A 19687-nucleotide genomic window follows, 5' to 3' on the forward strand; every position below is an offset into this window, starting at 1 on the left:
GACTGACTGGTCGCAGCAAGGGATTGTCTTGGACACGACTTGCGCAACGGCGCAATGACGGCGTGTTCCGCGCCACCTGAGATTGAGAGACGCAAATGGCTCCCCACCCGACCAAAGACACCCGTCTCACCTGTGAATGCGGAGCCGTGGAATTCAGGGTGTCCGGGTCGCCGATCCTCGGAGCCGCGTGTCATTGCGGGGATTGCACCGCAGCCGCTGCGCAGTTTGAAGCGCTTGGGGGAGCCCAGTCTCTGCGCGACAGCGAGGGCGGCACGCCGTGCATCCTGTTTCGCAAGGATCAGGTGACCGGCCTGAAGGGCCACGACCAGTTACGCGACCATCGGCTCGGCCCCCAATCGCTGACGCGGCGGGTCGTCGCCACCTGCTGCGAGAGCCCGATGTTCCTGGACTACGAGAAAGGGCACTGGTTCTCGGTGTATCGCGCCCGGCTGGGACCGAACGCCCCGCCGATCCAGATGCGCATCCAGACCGGTGGGCAGGCGCCTCGGCCCGGGGGGACTCTGCCGGTCCACGCCGGCTATCCGCCGGTGTTCATGATCAAACTCATGGCCGCCCGGCTGGCGATGATGCTGGGCCGGTGAAGCGGCCGCGGCGTTCGCGCCACGATCGACCCGCCCGGCTAGGCCTCGATGATGTGCGGGACAAACCGCGCCAGATTCTTGGTGATCACGCTATCGTCCTCCCGCACGCCCATCCCGGCTGGCTCGGCGCCGACGATCCAGGCGCCGATCACCGGGCGCTTGCCGTCGAAGTCCGGCGGCGGGTGATAGGCCTGCAGGATCGCGCCCTCGGCCCCATAGCCCTGGTCCAGCACCGCTTCGTCACCGCCCACGATCTCGACATTGGCGCCCTCGCGGGAGAACAGCGGCTTGCGCACGTACCGGGGTCCAAGCGCGCTCGCGCCGGCGTCCCCCTCGAAGTAGGCCTCCAGCAGGTTGGGGTGGCCCGGGTGGCGTTCCCAGAGCAGGGGCAGGATCCCCTTGTTGGATAGGATCGCCTTCCAAGGCGGCTCAAGCCAGCGGACCTTGGCGGTGGCGAGGTGGGCGGCATAGGGCTCCCGCAGCATGTGCTCCCAGGGATACAGCTTGAAGGCCGCCTGCAGCAGCAGGCCCTCGCGATCGGCGAACTGCCCCTCGGCGTTCACCCCGATATCGGTCATGGCCACGAACTTCGGGTCGAGCCCGGCCTGGCTGGCCAGATCCTCGAAGAACCGTACCGTCTGGCGATCCTCGACGGCGTCGGCGTCGCTGGCGAAGTGGACGAACCCGCCGGTGGGAAACAGGGTCGCGAACCGGTCGCGCAGGGCCTCGAACAGGCTGTTGAACTGGTCCGTGCCCGGCGCAAGGGCGCCGGAGGCCAGCAGCTCCTCAAGCCACAGCCACTGGAACGTCGCCGCCTCGAACACGCTGGTGGGGGTGTCAGCGTTGTACTCGTAGAGCTTGGGCTTGGCGGTTCCGTCATAGCCGAAGTCGAAGCGGCCATAGAGGGACGGCTCCTTGGCGCGCCACGAGCCGGCGATGAAGTCCCAGTGCTCCGCCGGGATGGCCAGGCGGCCAAGCAGCTCCTCTCTGCGCGAGGCCTCGTCCACCAGGTCGAGACACAACTCATGCAGCTCGGCGGCGGCCGGCTCCAGGTCGTCCTCGACCTCCGCCAAAGTGAAGGCGTAGGCCGCGCTCTCGTCCCAATAGGCCCGGCCGTCGGTGTGGTGGTAGACGAACCCCACCGCGTCGGCCTTTTCCCGCCAGTCGGGGCGGGGCTCCAGCGTGAGGCGTCTCACCCTTGGTCGTCACCGGACTTGGCGGCGCTCTTCTGCTCGATCTGCAGGACGGGCGCCGGGGCCGACAGGCGCGCCAGGATGTCGTCGGCCGAGGATTGGCCCGGACCGATGCCGGCCAGCCGCAGCTTTTCGTCCAGGTCCGCGCCGGTGCGCATGTCTTCCAGTTCGCCGGCAGCCTTGATCCGCTCGCCGCGGACGGCCTGGCGTTCCTTGATCCGGGCCAGGCTGTCGGCCGCCGACCCCAGGGACGATCCGGCGCCGGCGCCGCGGGCGGCCACCGAGGCCTGGGCGCGCTGCACCGACTCGTTGACCTTCACCACCTCCACCTCCCGGCGCAGGGTCTCGATCCGGCGGTCGGTGGCGGCGATGGCGGTGTGCAGCTGCTCCTCGGCGGCGCGCATGTCGACGATCTGCGGCTCCTTCACCGACACCTGCTGCTCCAGGTCGGCGATCCGCTGGGCCACCTGGCGGGCCAGGTCCATGTCGCCCTTGCCCACGGCGGCGCGGGCGGAGTTCTCATACTTGATGGCCTGCTCGCGGAAGCTGGCCACCTCCTTCTCCAGGATGCGCCGGCGGGCCACCAGGCCGGCCATGTCGTCCCGGGCCTTGCCCTGGGCGGTGTCGGCGTCGCGGATCTCCTGATCCAGGATCTTGATGGCGTTGGCGTCGACGACGCCGGCCGCGGCGTCATGCGCGCCCGCGCGGCCCAGGGTGAACAGCTTGCGCCAGATGGTCATGGGAAAGGCTCCAGAGGCTCGGGTTTAGGCGGCGGGGGTGAAGGAGGTGCGCAGGTCGGAGGCCGCCTCGATGGCGTTCTCGGCCAGCATGCGCAGCTCGACGATGATGTCCGCCAGGGAGGAGGTCGTGGCCAGCTCGCCGAACAGTTCATAGAAGTCGCGGTCGGCCACGGTGGTGATGCCGAAGTTCGACAGCGGCACCAGCTTTTGGGCCTTCAGCAGGAATTCGTTGAAGGCGTGGCGGTCTTCCTGCTCGTCCACCGGCCACAGCAGGACCGAGGCGGCGATCTGCTGGTCGCTGACGCTGACGAAGATCTCCAGGTCGCCGGCGTCGGGCATGGTCACCAGCAGCACCGGGTCGGCGCCTTCCACCACGCGGGCGGCGAGGGCTTCCCCCTCCCCGCTGGCCGCGTCGAGGGCGGTCTTCAGGGAGCGAACAGTCCAGGCGGTCTGCGTCATCAGGCGATCCTTCGGTGGTGACAGGTTCATACAAGATGGGTGGCCGGGCGCCAGCCGTCGAGAGCGACCTTCACCCTTTTGCGCGCAAGCGCGCCGTCCTAGATAGGAGATCAGTCTTACCTCGGGTCCAGGTCATGTTCAGTAAGCTCTTCGGTCGCAAAGAGGCCGCCCCCGTCTCGGCCCTGCCAGAGATCCGCAACGTGACGCTGGGCCGGACGCTGTGGGTCGATCCCCTGGCCTGGCGCCGCTTGGGGTCGGAGCGCCGCTTCCCCCTGGACCAGGACACCCTGGAGATCACCGCCCAAGGGCTGGTGGACCTGAAGGAGGGCGGATTCGTCCACCGGTTCTACACCGACGACCACGCCATGTTCCAGGCGGTCTCCGACGACCGCGAGGGCCAGAGGGTCACCGACATCACCATCTTCGTGCCCTGGGAGAGCGCCTATCCGGGCGGTCGCGCCGACCGCGAGGCCTGGGCCCAGCGGCTGCGGGCGCGGACCTTCACCGCCGCCGGCCTGCCGGACTACACCCGCTTCTGGTTCGGCGAGGAGGCCGAGAGCCAGGATCCGGTGACCTTCTGGGAAGACCTGCACGACGACCGCGACGGGGTTCCCGACCGCCGGATTTTCCAGACCTGCATGTTGTTTTCGCGAGAATTGCCGGGCGACGCGCGCGAGCTTCTGCTAGCCATTGAGCAGGAGACCGAGGACGGCGAGGTGTCGTTCGAGGTCATGCTCGGCGTGCCCCTCGAGGTCGGCGAGTTCAAGGCCTGACGCTGGAGAATTGCTGAGATGCTCGACCTCTATGGCTTCGCCGCCAGCGCCCTGGCCTTCCTGGTGGCCTTCGTCGCCGCCGGGCTGTTCACCGTGGCCTTCAAGGTCCTCTATCAGTGGGCGACGCCCTATCATGAGGGCCGGCTGATCCGGGAAGGCAACACCGCCGCGGCCGTCGCCCTGGGCGGCGCCCTCCTCGGCTACGTCCTTCCCCTCGCCTCGGCCCTGTCCCACACCGTCAGCCTGATCGAGTTCTGCGCCTGGGCGGCCCTGGCCGGTGTGATCCAGATCGCCGCCTTCACCCTGATCCGGATGATCGTGATGAAGGATGTCACCGCCCGCATCGAGCGCGGCGAGATGGCCGCCGGGGTCTACCTGGCCAGCATCTCCCTGGCGGTGGGCATGCTCAACGCCGCCTGCATGACCTCCTGAGCCGCCCATGTCCAAACTCCGTCCGCGCAAGCGCTCCGGCGCCGTCACCCTCACCAGCCTGATGGCCGGCTCGGCTATCTCGATTTCCGCCTGCGACAGCGCGCCCCCCGCCACCCAGTGGGGCGATCCCCCGGCGGCGAGCTCGGGCCGCAGCGTGGAGGCCTCCAGCTTCACCTCGCTGGCCGACTGCACCGCGTCCGGCAGCTTCACGGCCGAGCAGTGCTCCGCCGCCCTGACCCAGGCCCAGAAGGACAGCGCGGAGAACGCGCCCAAATTCGGAGACCAAAAGAGCTGCGAGGAACGCTACGGCGTCGATCAGTGCGTGCCCCGCTCCAGCCAGGGCGGCGGCAGCTTCTTCACCCCCCTGCTCACCGGCTTCATCATCGGCCAGGCCATGAACAACCTCGGCGGCTATCGCGGCGCGCCGATGTATCGCGACCGGGACGGCGGCTTCACGGGCGGTTCGGGCTATCCGGTGTCACGCGACTACGTCACCGGCCGCACGCGGGTGAATTCCGACAGCTTCGACGCCCCCCGGGCCAACGCCCCCACCCGCGTCCAGAGCCGCAGCTCCATCATCTCCCGCGGCGGTTTCGGCGGCGGGTCGCGGTCGTTCGGCGGCTAGTCGGGCAGGTCGTAGCTGACGACCTTGAAGCTGCTGAGGATCGCTGTGCCGAAGGTGTTGGCGATGGCGACGTCGGTGGCGTCACGGCCCCGCGCGATCAGCACCCGGCCGATGCGGGGCATGTTGTTGCGGGCGTCGAAGGCGTGCCACTTTCCGCCGAGATAGACCTCGAACCAGGCGCTGAAATCCATTTCACCCACAATGGGCACGCCGATGTCGCCCAGATAGCCCGTGCAGTATCGCGCGGGGATATTCATGCAGCGGCAGAAGGCGACGGCGAGATGGGCGTAGTCGCGGCAGACGCCGCGGCCTTCGCAATAGGCCTCGAAGGCGGTCATGGTCGGCCGCGCATGCTCGTAACCGAACTTGATATGGTTATGCACCCAGTCGACGATGGCCTGGACGCGGGGCCAGCCCGGCTCGGTGTGCTGGAACATCGACCAGGCGATATTGCTCAGCCGGTCGGTCTCGCAATAGCGGCTGCCCAGCAGGAAGATCAGCACCTCGTCCGGCAGGTCCTCCACCCGGGCCTGGGTCGCGAGGGGCGAGATCACGTCAGGCTGGCCGTCGTCGGCGATGATGAAGTCCGCCGACAGAGTCAGGCGACCCGCGGGCGCCAGGACGCGGCTGCAGATGTTCCCCCAGCCGTCCAGGTACTGCCGCACGTCCAGCATGGGGTCGGTGCGCAGCCAGTCGGGGGTCTCGAGGTCGTGCCGCCGGGTCGGATGGACGCTGAGCATCAGGAGCATCGGAACCGGATCGGGGCAGTCGTAGATAATCTCAAAGCCCGTTTTGATGCGCATCAGGTCCCCGGGTCGCCGCTAGCCTCCCGCGCCAATGGCTCGGAACGGCATAGGTTGCACATCGAGCTCTCCTTCGTCGCGGACATCAACCTCGACCTCCATGCCGAGGTAGTCCGCGGCCTGACCTGACCAGCTTCCGTGCAGCGGCACCGCCTGTCGAGGGTCGCGGGCTATGGCGACGCGCACCAGATCGGCGTTGCCGACGATGCCGTTGGTGGGATCGAACTCCACCCAGCCACAGGCCGGCAGGTAGACCCTCACCCAGGCATGGGTGTGGCCGGCGCTGGCGCGGCTGAGGCCCGCGCCGACCATGGGACTGTAGATGTAGCCGGAGACGAACCGGGCCGCGAGGCCGAGGCTGCGGGCCGCCTCAATCATCAGGATGGCGTAGTCGCGGCAGGTCCCGCTGCGCAGCGCCAGGGTTTCAAGGGGATCCTGAATGCCGCGCGCCAGGCGGGAATTGTACTTGAACTCCGCATAGATGGCCTGGGTCATGTCGCTGAGCAGGGTCTGCAGGCTGGTCTTCCCCACCGGCTTCACGAACCGCCGGGCCCAGGCGTCGATCAGGCCCTCGGGGTCGGGATAGTGCCGCTGCATGGACTGCTCGAGATCGGGCAGATCCTCGGGGCTGTAGTCGAAGGGCATGGCCCCGGTATAAACCTCCACCTCCCCCTCGACATCGGCGAAGGCCGGGAGGGGCGTGTGGTCCAGGCGAACCCGGCTGTCAAAGATCAGCTCCTCGGTGCGGCCGGAGAAACCCGCGACGTTGACGCAGTTGCCGAACACATCGTGCACCGAACGCATGCGTTCCGGCGTGGGCGTGATGGTCAGGTCGCAGGACAGGATGCGCTGATCATAGCTCTCGCGCGGCCGCAGCATCATGCGATGCTCGCCCAGCGCCACCGGAGTGCGGTAGCGGTAGCGGGTGACGTGGCGGATCGAGAGGATCGGCATTGGGTGAGCGTGAGGCCGATTTGTCGCCAAGTTCTAAACGAATCTTGCACCGCGACGATCCGTCCCCGGTGCATGTCACCAATGCGGGCGGCGTGTGTCCCCTTGTGCTCATCGGCGACCATGCCGGGCGGGCGATCCCGAAGGGTCTGGGCGGCCTCGGCCTGACAGCCGCCGACATGGACACCCATATCGCCTGGGACATCGGGATCGGCGGCCTGGGGGACCGGCTCGCCGAGCGCCTGGACGCCTGCTTCATCCGCCAGACCTATTCGCGCCTGGTGATCGACTGCAACCGGCGGCCCGGCGCGCCGGCCGCCATGCCCGAGATCAGTGACGGCGTGACCATCCCCGGCAATCTCGGCCTGGACGCCCAGACCATGACCGCACGCCGGACGGAGATCTATCAGCCCTATCAGGACGCCATCGCCGCCGAGCTGAACCGCCGCGCGGACCGGCCGACGATCCTGGTCTCCCTGCACAGCTTCACTCCGGTCATGCAGGGACACGTGCGGCCCTGGCGCATGGGAGTCCTGCACCGCGACGACTCAGCCTTCTCGAGCCGGGTGCTGGCCATTCTTCAGCGGGAGCTGGGCGACGCCGCCGGCGACAACGCGCCCTATCGCATGGACGAGACCGACAATACGGTCCCCCTGCACGCAGACCCGCGCGGCCTGGACTATCTGGAGCTGGAGGTGCGCCAGGACCTCATCGCCGAGCCATCCGACCAGGCGGCGATGGCGGAGGTTCTCGACCGGATCCTGACCGAGGCGCTCAGGCCTGATTGATGGTGTCGCGCTTGACCTGGGTGCGGCCGTCGGCGGCCAGGTCGGCGCGGGTCCCGGTCAGCATCAGGCCTCCCAAAACCCCACCTCCGGGGAACTGCGTAGGGGAAAGCCCCGAATGTCGCCGCCTCCCCACCTTGGGTACACCCCGCTGGTCAGCCCAAGGAGTTTTCCATGACCACGCCGCTTGTCGATCTCTCGATCCACCACACCCCCAAGGGGCTTTCTGACCGGGTGGCGTTCGGCTTCACCAAGCTGCTGCGTTTCTGCGCCGACACCTTCTTCGCCAAGCGCTACGGCCACCGGGCCATCGTGCTGGAAACCGTCGCCGCCGTGCCCGGCATGGTCGGCGCGACCCTGAACCACCTGAAGTGCCTGCGCCGCATGTGCGACGACAACGGCTGGATCAAGACCCTGATGGACGAGGCCGAGAACGAACGGATGCACCTGATGACCTTCATCGAGGTGGCCAAGCCGACGGCCTTCGAGCGCTTCGTCGTGGTGGCGGTGCAGTGGGTCTTCTACCTCTGCTTCTTCGGCCTCTACCTGGTCTCGGCCAAGACCGCGCACCGCGTCGTCGGCTACTTTGAGGAAGAGGCGGTGATCAGCTACACCCACTACCTGGCCGAGATCGACGAGGGCCGGTCGCCCAATGTGGCCGCCCCCGAGCTCGCCAAGCGCTACTGGGGTCTGGCCGATGATGCGACCCTGCGCGATGTCGTCGAAGTGGTGCGGGCCGACGAGGCCCACCATCGTGACGTCAACCACGGCTTCGCCAACCAGCTGGCCAACCTGCCGCAAGGCGCCGTGGCCCCCTGCCCGCCGCATATCGAGCTGCAGCCCACCTGGAAAACCGCCGCGTAACGAGGCCTTTGGTGATCCCTTCTCCTCAAGAGGGCACGGTGTTCATCGTCGATGACGACGAGGCGGTGCGCGCCGCGCTGAAGTTCTCGCTGGAAATCGACGGCCACACTGTCGAGGTCCACGAGAACGGCGAGGCCCTCTTCCAACGGGCCGAGAGCCCCATGACCGGGTGCCTGGTCCTCGAACAGGCGCTCCCAGACATAGACGGGCTGCAACTCGTCCAGGAGCTCAGGCGGCGGCATGTCGACCTGCCGGCCATCCTCGTCACCACCCAACCCTCGAGGGACGTCCGCACTGAGGCCGCCGCCGCCGGGGTTCCGATCGTGGAGAAACCGCTCTTGACCGACACCCTGCTCGTGACCGTCGAGGAGGCCCTGGCTCTTCACGCCAACGGAAGGGCCTCATGACCCCTCGCGAGGGGCCGGGCGCAGCGGCCGGCGTCACCGAACCGATGATCGCCGACCTGGTGCACGCCTTCTACACGAAGGCCCGCCTGGATCCGGAGCTCGGCCCCATCTTCAACCGCGTCATCGGTGAGGGGTGGGACGAGCACCTGGCCAAGCTCTGCGACTTCTGGTCATCGGTGCTGCTGGCGACCGGGCGTTTCAAGGGCTCGCCGATGCAGGCCCATGCTCGCATCCCCGACCTGGATCGCCGCCACTTCACGCGGTGGCTGACCCTCTTTTCTGAGACCGCGCGCGAGGTGTGCCCCGCACCGGCGGCGGACCTGTTCATGGCCAAGGCCGCGATGATCGCCGAGAGCCTGCAACTGGGCATGGCCGCCTCCCGCGGCGAGCTCCCCCAACTCCTCAGGAGCCCAACATCATGAAATTACTGAAAATCCTGATGTCACCCGCCAATGGCGTCTGCGACCGCCTCGGCATCGCCAACGAGCATGAACGCGGGATGATGCGCATGCTGGTGAACATGTGCCTCTGCACCGTCATCGCCGGCTTCCTGACCTGGGCCGCCTTCAGCTGAACTCGGCGTTCGCGTAACGGCGTAACGTCAGACTTGAACGGCCGTTCAAGCTGTGCTTGAGTGAGCGTTCAACTGGGACGCCCACCTTGGAACCGACGCGCCAACGCATCCTCTTCGCCGCCCTCGCCCTGTTCGGCGAGAAGGGGTTCCTGTCGACTTCCATCGCCGACATCCTGAAGGCCGCCGACGCCAATGCGGGCAGCCTCTACCACTTCTTCCCCACCAAGCAGGACCTGCTGATCGCGGTGCTGGAGACCTATCGCGACGGCATCTATCCGATGCTGCTGGCCCCGGCCTGGGCGGGCCAGGAAGATCCCGTGGAGCGCATCTTCGCCCTGCTCGGCCGCTACCGCGACATGCTGGCGGCCACCGACTGCGCCTATGGCTGTCCCATCGGATCCCTGGCCCTGGAGCTGCACGAGCCCGACCCGCCGGTGCGCGAGCTGCTGTCGGTGAACTTCACCGGCTGGGCGGGCCACGTACGGACCTGCCTCGACGACGCGGGCCCCCGCCTGCCCGCCGGCCTGGACCGGGCCAAGCTCGCCACCTTCATCCTGACCACCATGGAGGGGGGCGTGATGCAGTCGCGCACCCACCGCACGCTCGAGGCCTTCGACGCCTGCGTCGAGATGCTCCGCGACTACCTCAACCGGCTGGAAGCCGACGCCACCTAGGGGACCCTGCAATGACCAGACCGATCGGCGTGATCGCCGCAGCTCTCGCCCTCACCCTGGCCACCGGGGCCCAGGCCGCGGCCAGCTGGCGCGACTTCCCCGGCGTGGAGAATAGCGGCTTCGTCGAGACGGGCGGCGACCGGGTGATGCAGCTCTCCATCGTGGTCCCGGCCCCCCGCGCCGAGGTCTGGCGCGCCTTCACCACCTCCGACGGCTACCGCACCTGGGCCACGCCCCTGGCCTCGGTGGACCTCCAGGTCGATGGGATGATCGAGACCAACTATGACGCCGCCGCCAAGCTGGGCTCGGCCGACAACATCAAGAACCAGATCACCGCCTATGTGCCGCAGCGCCTGCTGGTGATGCGCAACGTCCAGGCGCCCACGGGCTTCCCCGGGGCGGCGGAGTTCGCAAAGACCGCCGTCGTGATCGAACTGGCCGAGCTGACGCCGCAGAGCACGCGGGTGACCCTGTCGGGGGTGGGCTACGGCCCAGGACCAGTGTTCGACAACCTCTATCGCCAGTTCGAGTGGGCCAACGCCTATTCCCTGGCCGAACTGAAGTCCCGGTTCGTCACCGGCCCCATCGACTGGGCCGCGCGCGCCGCCAAGGAGAAGGCCGCTGCGGCCGATCGCAAGGTGCAAGGGGGCGCCAAGCCATGAACACCAAACTGATCCTCACCACCGTGGCCGTGGCCACCGCCGTGCAACTGGCCATGGTGATCGCCGGCCATTACGTCCCCTTCATCAAGAACAATGTCTTCGCCCTGGGGGGCATGGCCATCTCCCTGGTGGCGGGACTGGCCTACGCCAAGCTGGCCGGCGGCGGCTGGGTCCCCAGCCTGGCCGGCGGCGCCATGGTCGGCGGGCTCTGCGCCCTGATCGGCATCGGGGTCTCCCAGGCGCTCAAGGACGTCGCACCGATGATCCTGGCCCTCGGCACGCTCAGCTCCACGGTGACCGGCGCCATCGGCGGGGCGATCGGCAAGCTGCTGGGCTAGCTCTGTCCAATAAGCGGTCGCTTGGTCGAGAAGTCCCGGCCGAGCGCCCATGGCCTGTTGCGGCGAGGCCGACTATTCCGCGCGCGCCGCGGCTTCCCATTCCAGGAAGTCCGGCGTCACCAGGATCGTCGCCACATAGGCGCCGGCCGCCCCTTGCGGCCTGATCCCGTAGGTGCGGAAGCGGCTGGCGACCGGGGCGTAGAAGGCGTCGGCGATGGACCAGTCGCCCAGCAGGAAGGGCCCGCCGAACCTGCCGAGCAGCTCGTTCCAGAGTTCGGTGATGCGGGCGACGTTCTTGCGCGTCGCCTCGGAGAGGTCGGCCTGGCGCGGCTCCAGGTCGATGGCCATGGGGCACTCCTGGCGCAGGGCCTGGAATCCGGAATGCATCTCGGCGGCCGCCGAACGGCCCATGGCGCGGGCGACCGGGTCGTCAGGCCACAGCTTCGCGGCCGGGAATTTCTCCGCCAGGTACTCGCAGATCGCCAGCGAGTCCCAGACCACCAGGTCTCCATCCTTCAGGGCGGGCACCAGGCCAGACCTGGAGACCGGGCGGATCGCCTCATAGGTCTGGTTGTTCTCCTGGCGCAGCGCGATCAGGGTTGCGGTGAACGGCGTTCCGGTCCGCTTGAGGGCCAGCCATGGCCGCAGCGACCAGCTGGACCACCTGCGGGTTCCGATCAGCAATTCCATGACTTACCTCCGCTATTATCACGCAGCCGCTATTGGCGTGAGCGCTCGGGCGCCGTCTAGTGTCGCCAACAATCAAAAACCATCCGAGGAAACCCCCATCATGACCGAGGCTTCCGCCCCGGCCCCTATCGGCGCCAGCATTTCCGACGGCACGGGTCCGGCCGTCCCCCTGGTGTCTGACGCCTACCGCCGTTACGCCCTCGTCGTCCTGATGTTGGTCTACACGCTGAACTTCCTCGACCGGCAGATCGTCACGATCCTGGCTGAGCCGATCAAGAACGACCTGGGCCTCGCCGACTGGCAGCTGGGCCTGATGACCGGCCTGGCCTTCGCCATCTTCTATACGGTGTTGGGCCTGCCCATCGCCCGCCTCGCCGAGAGCTTCAACCGGGTGTGGATCATCGGCGGCTCGCTGGCGGTCTGGTCAGGCTTCACCGTGCTTTGCGGCCAGGCCGGCAGCTTCGCCCAGCTGGTGGGCGCGCGCATCGGGGTCGGTATCGGCGAGGCCGGCTGCACACCCACCGCCCACTCCCTGATCGCCGACTATGCCCCCAAGGAAAAACGCGCCTCGGCCCTGGCCTTCTTCTCCATCGGCACCCCGCTGGGGGGCCTGCTGGGCCTGGCCATGGGCGGGCTGATCGCCGACGCCTACGGCTGGCGCACCGCCTTCCTGGTGGCCGGCCTGCCCGGCCTGTTGTTCACCATCGTGGTCTTCCTGACCCTGAAGGAGCCGCGCAAGGCCATGAGCGCCGCGGCCGCCGCGGCCCATGCCCCGGGCAAGGGCCACTTCTCCGCCACCCTGAAGTACCTGCGCGGCAAGCCGGTGTTCTGGCTGATCGCCTTCGCCGCCGCCGTGAAGGCCTTCATCGGCTACGGCCACGCCCCCTTCACCGCCTCCTTCTTCCTGCGCAACCACGCCGAGGAAGTGGCCCAGATGGCTGACCGGTTCGGCCTCGGCTCCGTGGGCTTCCTGGGCCTTGCGCTTGGCCTGATGGGCGGCACCGCCGGGATCATCTCCTCCTGGGCCGGCGGCGCCATCGCCGACTGGGCCGCCAAGCGCGACATCCGCGCCTATATGAGCGTCCCGGCCGTCGCCTCCCTGATCTCACCCTTCATCTACGCCACCGCCATCCTGCTGCCCTCGGCCTTCTGGGCCCTGTGGCTGCTGATCCTGCCGGGCCTCCTAGGCTCGCTCTGGTACGGGCCGGTCTATGCCAGCGCCCAGAGCCTGGTGCCGCCGCAGATGCGCGCCACCTCGGCCTCGATCCTGATCTTCATCATCAACCTGGTGGGCCTGGGTCTGGGGCCGCTGTTCGTCGGCATCCTCTCCGACGTCCTGGCCAACGGGCCGCTGGAGCTGGGCTCGGCGGAGGGTGTCCGCTGGGCGCTGATCCTCTCGGCCTTCCTGGGCGTTATCGCCACCGCCCTCTTCTGGCTGGCGCGTCGCACCATCCGCGAAGAGCTGGTCTCCTGACACCAAGACACTGACTGGTCTGCGCCGCTCACCATGGCGAGCGGCGCAGCCAGATCAGCCTCGGCGACTGTTGGCCTCAGCCGGCGCCCGTGGTCTAGTCGAGCCATGCTCAAGTCGATCCTCGCCGCCGCCCTGGCCCTCGTCATGGTCTCGTGCGCGCCGGCCCCACCCCCGCCCGTGGTCAACTCAGCTGGTCCCGATGTCGCCGCCTGCGCCGCCAGGGGCGGCACGGTCCGCCCCGTCTGCCGCATGCAGCGGCCAGCGTGCGTCATCGCCTATCCCGACGCCGGCAAGACCTGCTCCGACAAGTCCGACTGCCGGGGACGCTGCCTCCATGAAGGTGAGGCGCCAAGTGACCCTGCCGCCGCCGTCACCGGACGGTGCCAGTCCACATCCGACCCCTGCGGCTGCTTCACCACCGTGGTGCAGGGCCGGATGGGCCCCGGGCTCTGCGTGGACTGATGTGCAACGAATACGCGCGCAAGAAGTCCCTGGACGAGCTGCTCGCTGAGTTCGCCCGCGTCTTCGACGCCCCGCCTCTGTTCGAATGGGAGAACGACCACACCCCCAACGATCTGTCGGGCAAGGCCAGCGTGAAGATCCGTGACACCGCCCCGATCTTCCGGCTGCGGGATGACAGGCTGGTCGCCTCCATGACCCCCTGGGCCTGGCCCGGACCGGGCGGCAAGCCGGTGTTCAACTTCAAGTCCGAGGGCCGCGACTTCAGCCACAACGACCGTGTGCTGATCTTCGCCGACGCCTTCTTCGAGTACACGACGCCCCTGGCTCCGAAGGTGAAGCTGAAGGACAAGCACCAGTTCACCATGGCGGGGCAGGACTGGTTCTGGATCGCTGGCCTCGTCAAGGAAGGCTGCTTCTCGATGCTGACCGCCAGCCCTGGCCCCGACGTCGCCCCCTACCACGACCGCGGGATCATCCCCCTGGCGCCCAAGGCCGGCCTGGACTGGCTGACCCTGGCCCGTCCGCAGAGCACGCTTCTCGCCCCTCCGCCCGCCGGCAGCCTGACCCACACCCTGCTGCGCAAGGACGGAACCGACCTGGCGGCTTGATCAAGTTCGTGGGCGGTGTTCTCCGTCGGGGATAGGGTGCTTCCTCTTCCGCCCCCGATCGCGTCCCCCATATGAGCGTCAGTCCCGCAGACCGAAACGGCCGACCCGATGACCGATGACCTGACGTCGAACTGCTCGCCGGGCCCAGGGCTCCTGCAGGATCGGCTCAATCGCGACTGTTTCTGTATCGATGTCGACGAGGCCAGCGTCTGGCGCGCCGTCGACGCGGCGGCCGGGGGCGTGATCTCCGGTGAGGCCCTGGCCCAGGACCGCCCCCACCTCTTCTCCACCGGCCCGGCCTTCATCTCCCAGGACGAGGTCGCGGCCATGGAGGCGGTGGCGGGCGCCATCGAGACGGTGGCGGAGCTTCCGGCCTTCCAGGCGGCAGTCCTGTCCTGGGGTCCGGCGAGCGCTCGGACCGCCCAGGGCCCGCGCGGCGCCCTGATGGGCTACGACTTCCACCTGACCCCTGAGGGGCCCAAGCTCATCGAGGTCAACACCAACGCCGGCGGGGCCTTCCTCAACGCCCTGCTGGCCCAGGCCCTGGCGGCCTGCTGTCCGGAGGTGGCGGCGGTGACCACGCCCCGCTCCCTGGCCGACTTCGACGACGCGGTCTGGGCGATGTTCCAGGCCGAATGGCGGTTGCAGGGCCGCACCGGCAAGCCAGCCGTGGCGGCCATCGTCGACGACGCCCCGCAGGGCCAATACCTCTATCCGGAGTTCCTGCTGGCCCAGGCGCTCCTGGAGCGGCGCGGGGTCCAGACCGTGATCGTCGATCCCGCCGAACTGCGGATGGTCGACGGTCGCCTCACCGCGGGCGGCCTGACCATTGACCTGGTCTACAACCGTCACTGCGACTTCGGCCTGGAAACTCCGCAGACCGCGACCCTGCGGGACGCCTACCTCTCCGGCGCCGTGGTGGTGACCCCCAACCCGCGCAACCACGCCCTGCTGGCCGACAAGCGCAATCTCACCCTGCTGTCGGACCCAGACGCCCTCGCCGGCCTCGGCGTCGCACCCCACCTGATCACCGCCCTGCGGGGCCTGCCCCGCGCCCGCTTGGTGACCCCGGACAACGCCGAGGCCCTGTGGGCGCAACGCAAGTCGCTGTTCTTCAAGCCCGCCGCCGGCCACGCGGGCAAGGCGGTCTATCGCGGCGACAAGATCACCCGCGGCGCCTGGACCACGGTGACGGCGGGCGACTACATCGCCCAGGACTTCGCCGCGCCCAGCGAGCGGCGGGTCCGCATCGCGGGCGATCCGCAGGTGCGCAAGATGGACGTGCGGCTCTACACCTATGCCGGCAAGACCCTGATGACGGCGGCCCGTCTCTACAGCGGCCAGACCACCAATTTCCGCACTCCCGGCGGCGGCTTCGCCCCCGTCGTGGTGGTCGCCCCCGACGCGGTGGCCTGGGCCGACGCGAACGGCGTGCTGTGCGCACCGACTTGACCTGGCGCATGGCGCGCGGGCCCGGGACGCCTATCTAAGGTTCCGCGCCCTAGCTGGCCGAGGAGGCCGCCATGTCCGTCCAGATCGTCTGCGTCCACTGCGACGCCGTGAATCGCCTGCCCCCGGAGCGTGACGCCAAGGCGGGAAAGTGCGGCAAGTGCCACAAGGCCTTGTTCGACGGCCATCCCGCCGCGCTCACCACCGCCCGGTTCCGCAAGCATGTGGCGGGAAGCGGCGTCCCGATCATCGTGGACTTCTGGGCGGCCTGGTGCGGTCCCTGCAAGGCCATGGCCCCGATCTTCGAACGCGCCTGCGCCGAGCTCGAACCCCGCGCCCGCTTCGTGAAGATCGACGTGGACGCCGAACCGCAGCTCTCGGCGCAGTACGGGATCAAGGGCATCCCGGCCCTCTTCGTCTTCCAGGAGGGCAAGATCGTCGCCAACCAGTCTGGCCTCGCCGACATCAACCTGCTGCGCCGCTGGGTCGAGACCCATGGCGCCCAGCCCGCCGCCTAGCTTTCCATCAACTGCCGGAGATCGCCCTCGAGCTGGGCCACCAGCTTGCGGCCGAACGGGTCGGCCTGGCTGCGGACCTTCTTGCTGGCCAGGGTGCGGATGGCGTCGATGTGGTCGTCGATCAGCGGCAGGCGGGAGTCGAAGGGCAGGTTGTCGTCATCGATGAGCACGCAGAGGCCGGCGGCCAGCTGGTGGATCAGGGGGTAGCCGAAGGTGGGCGCCAGGCCCTTCATGTCGTGGGCGCGCATATAGAGCACGCTGACCGCCTCGATGCTGTAGCCGTCCCTGGGCAGGGCCTCGCGCGCGGCGTCCAGCTTGGCCACTTCCTCGTGCATCCAGACGTCGAAATTGTCGGACAAGGCCTGCACAGCCGCCTGCGCCTTGGCCACGCTTCCCAGGGCCAGGGACAGGGATTGCCGTGATGAGGTCGCGTTTCCCGCCATTATTCCCTCCGCCGTGTAACCCTGTTCTAGCCACCCAGAGACAAACAAACGGTTATGCGCATTCTGGGGGTCAGGGGCTCGGCTTGGCGGTCCCAGACTGGATGCGGTTCAGATAGTCGATCACGGCGGTGACGTCGTCGGGCCCGAACCTGAACTCCGGCATCTGCGGGTGTCCCACAAGGATGCCTTCGGCCAGGGCCTCCCCCAGGTTCTCCACCGGATATCGCTTGTGCAGGTCGCGGAACGGCGGCGCGGAAGGCTCGGAACTCGGCCCGGTCGGCGCCAGGGAATGGCATCGGCTGCAGTGCTTCAGCACCAGGTCCCGGCCCCGGTCGGCCGAGGCGTCGGTGGCCGCGTCCTGCGCCGAGGCCTGGGCCGCGATCAGGGCGCCGCCCAGCAGGGCGGCGAGAATCAGGACAGGTCGGGCCATCAAAGTCTCCACGCCCGGCGGCGGCTACTGGGTCGCTGTCGCCCGGGCGGCCCACTGTACCCCGATGAGGACCCGCTTCACCACCGCCAGCAGCATCCCGGTCCCTGCCCCCCGCGGCGGTCTAGGCCAGCCGCGTCACCACCGTCGAGCTCTCGACGGGCAACCCGCCGCCGTACCCGTCGAAGGTGCGGCTTTCGACGCGGTAGTTGTCTCCCAGCACCTCCTCCAGGAACGGCAGGGCCGGGGCGTAGGCGAACCGGCCGGCGACCTTGAGCGACCCAAGAATCCGCATGTAGGCTCGGGCGTAATCGAAGGCCAGGTCGTGGTCCGACAGGTGGTGATGCAGGAAGTGCAGGGAGAAGCCGAGGTGGGAGATCACTGTCCCCCAGATCCCCCGCCCATAGTCCTGCGTCAGCCAGTCGGCCTGGACCACCCCCTGCGCCTGGGCGTCGCGGTCCATGCCGACGCCCTCGATCCCGGCGTCGCGCAGGTAGTCCACCAGGGCGGCGGTGGCCCCGCAACCCACGTCCAGCACCGGGGTTTCCACCCGGTCCAGGCCCAGCACCGCAATTTGCAGGGCGGGTGAATACTCGGCCTGCACCGTGTCGCGCAGCCGCGCTCCGAAGGCCACCTTCAGGGCCAGGGCCAGCCGCTGATGGTGTTCGGCCAGCAGTTGCGGCAGGCCGTCCTCGACCTCCTGCTCGGTCCGCGCCTCGGCGAGCAGTTCCGCGGTGTCGGCCAGGGTCTGGGCGTAGACCTGCCCAAGCTCGGCGCGGGTCTGCGCCGTGGCGTAGAGGAACTGATTGTGGCGATGCAGCCAGCGGACCAGCTGGTCGGCCAGGTCGCCCGCCGCGGCGGCCGAGGCCAGCCACGGCCCCAGCACCTCGCGATAGACCCACAGATAGGCCGGCAGGTCGGCCTCCACGGTGGTCAGCTCGGCCTCGCCGGCCGCCACCGTGTCGAGGCTCAGGCCGGTTCGGGCGATGCGGCGGCGGATGCGGCGCCACAGGCCAAGGACCAGGGCATGGTTGCTATTCATGCCGCTCGCCTCTCACCTCGCGGCCGGCGATGCAAGCGCGAGTGAACCTTGGCCTTCGCTCCGCGTTTGCACCCCGTCACGAAATCTAGAGAGGGCTAACATCATGAGCGGCGTAGGAATTATCGGCGCGATTATCATCGGCATCCTGGCCGGCTGGATCGCGGAAAAGGTCATGGGCCGCAGTCATGGCCTGCTGACCAACCTCATTGTGGGCGTGGTCGGCGCCCTGCTCGGCGGCTTCCTCGCCGGCATCATGGGGATCAACTTCGGCGGCGTTGTCGGCAGCCTGGTCATCGCCACCCTCGGCGCGATCCTGCTGCTCTTCCTGCTGGGCCTCGTCCGCAAGCGCTAAGCGGCACACTGCAATCAGACACTTCGGAGCCTTCTCCCCTTGCGGGTGATGGTGGCCGGTCGGCGACCGGCCGGATGAGGGGTCACGCTCCCTTCTCCGCAACTGATCCAACCGCCCTAACTCGAGAGGTCTATCGACCCCTCATCCGGCCCTGCTCCGCAGGGCCACCTTCTCCCGCAAGGGGAGAAGGAAAACAAAGACCCTAGATCTTCGACAACCGGCGGCGGTTGGCCCGCACCTTGCGGCGATAGTGCGCCACCGTCCTGGACGCCGCCCCATGGGGCGTGGTCCCCAAGCCTCCCGTCGCGGCCCGCATCTGCAGGGCCAGGGTCGAGGCGATCTTCTCATTGATCATAAGGGCCGCCTCGGTCTGGGCGGCCGGTCCGCCGGCCGCCATCTTCAGGGCGCGCAGGCCGATCACCGAGGACGCCTCCATCCCCAGGGACCAAGCGTCCATCGTCAGCTTCATCCAGGGATTGGTGCGCATGGCTAGTCCTTTCTCAGGACGGCGGGCCGCGCCGTACGGTCTTCGATCACCCGCCAAGGTTAGCGTCGTGGGCGGGTTGGGGAAGGGCTTTGCGATCGGCCCGGCGGGCCTTGTCGATCAATGCCCGTGCCGACGCAGGTCCACCGAGTCTCGGTGGACGCCGGCGCGCTTCTGCTCACCTTGCAGGGTGTCGCGCCGTTCACGGCTGCACCGGCTTCAGCCCGCTGGTCTGGATGCGCCACTTGCGCTGCTCGGCCGAGGCGCCAGGCACGTCGTTGACGCGCTTCAGGGTGATCGAGCCCTTGAGGTTGAACTGGGCGCCGGTCTTCAGCCGGCCGAACGCGATGGCCGGGACCTCGACATAGGATGACCCCGCCGCGCCCTCGATCTGACCTGGCGCGCCGACATTGCCAGAGTACTGGGAATAGGGGTCGAAGCTGGCGACGAAATCGGCCTGGCTCATGCCGCTGGCCTTGCCGCCGTCGCCCCACAGGGCCCAGGCCTCGGCGTACTTCCTCTCGCCGATCAGGGCGAAATAGGCCTGCACCACATCGGCCGCACCCTGGGCGCTCTGCGGGGTGAAGGGAGCCTCGGAGATCGGGGTGCGGTCGTCGGCCAGGCCGGCCGGCGTGCCGGGCGCCGGAGCCTCGACGGGCGCGCTGGGGTCCTCAGTGGAAACCGGGCCGGGCGCTGGACCCGGGGCTTCCGGAACCGTGGCCGGGAACTGGGCCGGCGGCGTCGCCGGGGCTTGCGGATTGCAGGCGGCCAGCGCGATCGCGCAGGCGCCCGTGGCGAGCAGGAGGCGGTAAGCGGCCATGGAGAGTCCCTGTGGTGATCAGGGAGGCTGAACGCG

Annotated in this window: 29 protein-coding genes; 18 read left to right on the forward strand and 11 right to left on the reverse strand. The window is 68.6% G+C overall.

Annotated elements, in window-relative coordinates; genetic code table 11:
• Positions 1-95 precede the first annotated feature (95 nt).
• Positions 96-602 (forward strand): DUF6151 family protein, encoded by a 507-nt coding sequence (locus tag RMO97_RS12050; protein ID WP_310541313.1) that lies wholly within the window; start codon positions 96-98, stop codon positions 600-602.
• A 38-nt stretch (positions 603-640) separates the two neighbouring features.
• Here the strand turns inward: RMO97_RS12050 and RMO97_RS12055 are convergent, their stop codons facing one another.
• From RMO97_RS12055 to RMO97_RS12065, 3 genes are read right to left on the reverse strand one after another with little or no spacing between them, the layout of a single operon-like run.
• Positions 641-1798: a glutathionylspermidine synthase family protein gene (locus tag RMO97_RS12055; protein ID WP_310541314.1), complete on the reverse strand. Its 1158-nt coding sequence runs from the start codon at positions 1796-1798 to the stop codon at positions 641-643.
• Positions 1795-2535 carry a PspA/IM30 family protein gene (locus tag RMO97_RS12060; RefSeq protein WP_310541315.1) on the reverse strand — a complete coding sequence of 247 codons (741 nt, stop codon included), beginning with the start codon at positions 2533-2535 and terminating at the stop codon, positions 1795-1797. The genes RMO97_RS12055 and RMO97_RS12060 overlap by 4 nt, the downstream gene beginning before the upstream one ends.
• Positions 2536-2559: 24 nt before the next feature.
• The gene (locus tag RMO97_RS12065) at positions 2560-2994 is read right to left on the reverse strand and encodes a YjfI family protein (RefSeq protein WP_310541316.1); all 435 of its coding nucleotides are present in this window, start codon (positions 2992-2994) and stop codon (positions 2560-2562) included.
• A gap of 134 nt (positions 2995-3128) precedes the next feature.
• On the opposite strand from RMO97_RS12065, the gene RMO97_RS12070 reads away from it, so the two are divergent.
• The 3 genes from RMO97_RS12070 to RMO97_RS12080 are packed head-to-tail and all read left to right on the forward strand — an operon-like array spanning position 3129 to position 4824.
• Positions 3129-3767, forward strand: a complete 639-nt coding sequence (locus tag RMO97_RS12070; protein WP_310541317.1) for a DUF2491 family protein — start codon at positions 3129-3131, stop codon at positions 3765-3767.
• Positions 3768-3785: 18 nt separating this feature from the next.
• A complete protein-coding gene (locus RMO97_RS12075; protein WP_310541318.1) occupies positions 3786-4199 on the forward strand; it encodes a DUF350 domain-containing protein in 414 nt (137 codons plus the stop codon).
• Between the two features lie 7 nt (positions 4200-4206).
• Complete coding sequence (locus RMO97_RS12080; RefSeq protein ID WP_310541319.1) at positions 4207-4824, forward strand: DUF1190 domain-containing protein; 618 nt, start codon at positions 4207-4209, stop codon at positions 4822-4824.
• Here the strand turns inward: RMO97_RS12080 and RMO97_RS12085 are convergent.
• Together RMO97_RS12085 and RMO97_RS12090 are read right to left on the reverse strand one after the other, a co-directional pair.
• Complete coding sequence (locus RMO97_RS12085; RefSeq protein ID WP_310541320.1) at positions 4821-5627, reverse strand: transglutaminase family protein; 807 nt, start codon at positions 5625-5627, stop codon at positions 4821-4823. The two genes, RMO97_RS12080 and RMO97_RS12085, sit on opposite strands and share 4 nt — an antisense overlap.
• Before the next feature lie 18 nt (positions 5628-5645).
• The gene (locus RMO97_RS12090; protein ID WP_310541321.1) at positions 5646-6581 is read right to left on the reverse strand and encodes a transglutaminase family protein; all 936 of its coding nucleotides are present in this window, start codon (positions 6579-6581) and stop codon (positions 5646-5648) included.
• A 44-nt stretch (positions 6582-6625) separates the two neighbouring features.
• On the opposite strand from RMO97_RS12090, the gene RMO97_RS12095 reads away from it, so the two are divergent.
• The 8 genes from RMO97_RS12095 to RMO97_RS12130 all read left to right on the forward strand — a co-directional run bounded on the left by RMO97_RS12095 (position 6626) and on the right by RMO97_RS12130 (position 10882).
• Positions 6626-7366: an N-formylglutamate amidohydrolase gene (locus tag RMO97_RS12095; RefSeq protein ID WP_310541322.1), complete on the forward strand. Its 741-nt coding sequence runs from the start codon at positions 6626-6628 to the stop codon at positions 7364-7366.
• Positions 7367-7537: 171 nt separating this feature from the next.
• Positions 7538-8227 (forward strand): alternative oxidase, encoded by a 690-nt coding sequence (locus tag RMO97_RS12100; RefSeq protein ID WP_310541323.1) that lies wholly within the window; start codon positions 7538-7540, stop codon positions 8225-8227.
• 38 nt (positions 8228-8265) lie between these two features.
• The gene (locus RMO97_RS12105) at positions 8266-8634 is read left to right on the forward strand and encodes a response regulator (RefSeq protein ID WP_310541324.1); all 369 of its coding nucleotides are present in this window, start codon (positions 8266-8268) and stop codon (positions 8632-8634) included.
• On the forward strand, positions 8631-9056 hold the full coding sequence (locus RMO97_RS12110; RefSeq protein WP_310541325.1) for a group III truncated hemoglobin: 426 nt from the start codon (positions 8631-8633) through the stop codon (positions 9054-9056). The genes RMO97_RS12105 and RMO97_RS12110 overlap by 4 nt, the downstream gene beginning before the upstream one ends.
• Positions 9053-9208, forward strand: a complete 156-nt coding sequence (locus RMO97_RS12115; protein WP_310541326.1) for a hypothetical protein — start codon at positions 9053-9055, stop codon at positions 9206-9208. Before RMO97_RS12110 ends, RMO97_RS12115 begins: the two co-directional genes overlap by 4 nt.
• 86 nt (positions 9209-9294) lie before the next feature.
• Entirely contained in the window at positions 9295-9882 is a 588-nt protein-coding gene (locus RMO97_RS12120; protein ID WP_310541327.1) for a TetR/AcrR family transcriptional regulator, read from the forward strand.
• Between the two features lie 11 nt (positions 9883-9893).
• Positions 9894-10544, forward strand: a complete 651-nt coding sequence (locus tag RMO97_RS12125; RefSeq protein ID WP_310541328.1) for an SRPBCC domain-containing protein — start codon at positions 9894-9896, stop codon at positions 10542-10544.
• Positions 10541-10882 carry a hypothetical protein gene (locus tag RMO97_RS12130; protein WP_310541329.1) on the forward strand — a complete coding sequence of 114 codons (342 nt, stop codon included), beginning with the start codon at positions 10541-10543 and terminating at the stop codon, positions 10880-10882. The genes RMO97_RS12125 and RMO97_RS12130 overlap by 4 nt, the downstream gene beginning before the upstream one ends.
• A gap of 72 nt (positions 10883-10954) precedes the next feature.
• Here the strand turns inward: RMO97_RS12130 and RMO97_RS12135 are convergent, their stop codons facing one another.
• Positions 10955-11572, reverse strand: coding sequence for a glutathione S-transferase family protein (locus tag RMO97_RS12135; RefSeq protein WP_310541330.1), 618 nt, complete (start codon positions 11570-11572; stop codon positions 10955-10957).
• A gap of 100 nt (positions 11573-11672) precedes the next feature.
• On the opposite strand from RMO97_RS12135, the gene RMO97_RS12140 reads away from it, so the two are divergent.
• From RMO97_RS12140 to trxC, 5 genes are all read left to right on the forward strand, one after another.
• Complete coding sequence (locus RMO97_RS12140; RefSeq protein ID WP_310541331.1) at positions 11673-13046, forward strand: MFS transporter; 1374 nt, start codon at positions 11673-11675, stop codon at positions 13044-13046.
• A gap of 105 nt (positions 13047-13151) precedes the next feature.
• On the forward strand, positions 13152-13508 hold the full coding sequence (locus RMO97_RS12145) for a hypothetical protein (protein ID WP_310541332.1): 357 nt from the start codon (positions 13152-13154) through the stop codon (positions 13506-13508).
• On the forward strand, positions 13508-14116 hold the full coding sequence (locus RMO97_RS12150) for an SOS response-associated peptidase family protein (protein ID WP_310541333.1): 609 nt from the start codon (positions 13508-13510) through the stop codon (positions 14114-14116). The genes RMO97_RS12145 and RMO97_RS12150 overlap by 1 nt, the downstream gene beginning before the upstream one ends.
• 108 nt (positions 14117-14224) lie before the next feature.
• Positions 14225-15568 (forward strand): hypothetical protein, encoded by a 1344-nt coding sequence (locus RMO97_RS12155; RefSeq protein WP_310541334.1) that lies wholly within the window; start codon positions 14225-14227, stop codon positions 15566-15568.
• A gap of 71 nt (positions 15569-15639) precedes the next feature.
• Positions 15640-16083 carry a thioredoxin TrxC gene (gene trxC / locus RMO97_RS12160; RefSeq protein ID WP_310541335.1) on the forward strand — a complete coding sequence of 148 codons (444 nt, stop codon included), beginning with the start codon at positions 15640-15642 and terminating at the stop codon, positions 16081-16083.
• On the opposite strand, the gene RMO97_RS12165 is transcribed toward trxC, so the two are convergent.
• The 3 genes from RMO97_RS12165 to RMO97_RS12175 all read right to left on the reverse strand — a co-directional run bounded on the left by RMO97_RS12165 (position 16080) and on the right by RMO97_RS12175 (position 17995).
• Positions 16080-16526 (reverse strand): Hpt domain-containing protein, encoded by a 447-nt coding sequence (locus tag RMO97_RS12165; protein ID WP_310541336.1) that lies wholly within the window; start codon positions 16524-16526, stop codon positions 16080-16082. The genes trxC and RMO97_RS12165 overlap by 4 nt on opposite strands.
• Before the next feature lie 70 nt (positions 16527-16596).
• Positions 16597-16956, reverse strand: a complete 360-nt coding sequence (locus RMO97_RS12170) for a cytochrome c (protein ID WP_310541337.1) — start codon at positions 16954-16956, stop codon at positions 16597-16599.
• Positions 16957-17077: 121 nt separating this feature from the next.
• Positions 17078-17995: a hypothetical protein gene (locus RMO97_RS12175; protein ID WP_310541338.1), complete on the reverse strand. Its 918-nt coding sequence runs from the start codon at positions 17993-17995 to the stop codon at positions 17078-17080.
• A 103-nt stretch (positions 17996-18098) separates the two neighbouring features.
• On the opposite strand from RMO97_RS12175, the gene RMO97_RS12180 reads away from it, so the two are divergent.
• Positions 18099-18347, forward strand: a complete 249-nt coding sequence (locus RMO97_RS12180; protein WP_310541339.1) for a GlsB/YeaQ/YmgE family stress response membrane protein — start codon at positions 18099-18101, stop codon at positions 18345-18347.
• A gap of 202 nt (positions 18348-18549) precedes the next feature.
• Here RMO97_RS12180 and RMO97_RS12185 read toward each other — a convergent pair whose 3' ends face one another.
• Both RMO97_RS12185 and RMO97_RS12190 read right to left on the reverse strand, forming a co-directional pair.
• Positions 18550-18834 (reverse strand): hypothetical protein, encoded by a 285-nt coding sequence (locus tag RMO97_RS12185; RefSeq protein ID WP_310541340.1) that lies wholly within the window; start codon positions 18832-18834, stop codon positions 18550-18552.
• A gap of 199 nt (positions 18835-19033) precedes the next feature.
• On the reverse strand, positions 19034-19651 hold the full coding sequence (locus RMO97_RS12190; protein WP_310541341.1) for a hypothetical protein: 618 nt from the start codon (positions 19649-19651) through the stop codon (positions 19034-19036).
• Positions 19652-19687 lie beyond the last annotated feature (36 nt).

Source organism: Phenylobacterium sp., assembly GCF_031425575.1.
Taxonomy (GTDB): Bacteria; Pseudomonadota; Alphaproteobacteria; order Caulobacterales; family Caulobacteraceae; genus Phenylobacterium.